We start from the raw sequence: 1,427 nt of genomic DNA, 5'->3' as shown, positions 1-1,427 counted from the left end.
TCTTTACAGTACTGTGCAATATTACGGAAAGAGGCAATATCAATATCATTTGGATCTGTACCGAAACCAAATTCTGTATTTGTCATAAAGTCATATAACTGGCTTGGTGGATTGCTTGAAGGTTTTAGTACGTTATCAGTTAGATCATAGATGTTTCTACCTCTAATCTCTGCTGATAGTACGTAGTTCATATTAGTTAGAATACCATCAGTAAGACTACCGTTAGTTTTATTAATGACCGTACAGACCTGTACTAGACCATCACCACGCATATCATCAGTCCATTTACTGCCGCCATATTGACGGGCTAACGTCATTGAACCACCGTATGTAGGTTTACCAAAACGTACTTCAATCTGTAGGAACTTGCGGAACTTCTCAATTAGCATTGATTCAGGAATAATACCTTCCTGTGTAATATATGCATCATCACGTAGTACTGGGACGTTGTCAAAATAGAGCTGCTTAATTACACCTGCTTGTGTTTCTCCGGGTACTTGTCCAATCTCACCAATACTAAGGCAATGTACGGAACATAGTTGGTTAGACTCACCTTTGTAAACGTTTTGCCAAACTACGATAGAACCTACTTTTACATATGCTACTTCATCTTTATTTCGGTTAGATCCACCGTACACGATAGGAATGCCCGTGCTGGGCGATGTTGATCGGGCATTACTAGTACCTGTACTTGGATAACTTACCCCTTGTTGGCCTACATTCATCATCTGACTTGATGCAATATAGGATAGTGCTGTTACTGCTGCACCAATTGCGATTGCTGCTACTAAACCTACTGCGGCGTAGGTTGCGGCGGCGGCTGATGCACCCGCGATTACTGCGGCGGCTAATGCTGCTACTGCCATATATTATTCCTCCGTGAATCTATACACTTTATATTTTTGTTCTTCTTGTGAATAGCGTTGAACTTTGAATACCTTTTCATCATTCATTACTATTACTTTGTCTCTCCAGAATACAGTACAGTGATCATTAGCTAGAAGGATATCACCATCACGTGGTGTATCTACTAATTCACCCTTTGCTTCACATAGTTTCTTTAGCGTTGGATATGTACAGTTATCTTTTGCGTACTTGCGTCCACCTGATGCAGATTTATATTTCTGGTAAATCTCATCTTTATATTGAGTACCCATAATCATATCAATAACGGTTAATGCCATGATATGGCAATCCATTGTGCCATATTCTATTGGTGTATTTGCGTATGTGCTTAGGTACTCGGTAATTAAACCTTTATTCATGTTATTTCTTACTCGCTTTCCAGAATTGTTCTGAACTATTTATGATGCCGATTAGGTCAAAGAACTTATCACCCTTATGTGTGGATTGGTGAATACTAGTACTGGAAAGTAGGCGTTGTGTTTTGTCTAATTTCTTCCATAGACTATTAAGACTAACAGTAG

Annotated in this window: 1 protein-coding gene and 1 pseudogene; both read right to left on the bottom strand. The window is 39.2% G+C overall.

The genetic code is table 11. The features are described from left to right. Positions 1-866 (bottom strand): annotated as a pseudogene (locus tag IM273_RS22150) (fibronectin type III domain-containing protein); the annotation flags it as partial. Between the two features lie 3 nt (positions 867-869). Then, complete coding sequence (locus tag IM273_RS22145; protein WP_117092929.1) at positions 870-1,265, bottom strand: hypothetical protein; 396 nt, start codon at positions 1,263-1,265, stop codon at positions 870-872. Between the last annotated feature and the right edge of the window lie 162 nt (positions 1,266-1,427).

This window comes from Enterobacter cloacae complex sp. P13B (assembly GCF_014895915.1).
GTDB lineage: Bacteria > Pseudomonadota > Gammaproteobacteria > Enterobacterales > Enterobacteriaceae > Enterobacter > Enterobacter bugandensis.
Note: the sequence above shows the minus strand (reverse complement) of the source record. Positions and strands in the feature narration are given on the sequence as shown.

What these genes read in the sequence shown, in the direction of transcription:
- IM273_RS22145 (WP_117092929.1), bottom strand. Translation starts at nt 1,265, where the DNA reads ATGAATAAAGGTTTAATTACCGAGTACCTAAGCACATACGCAAATACA.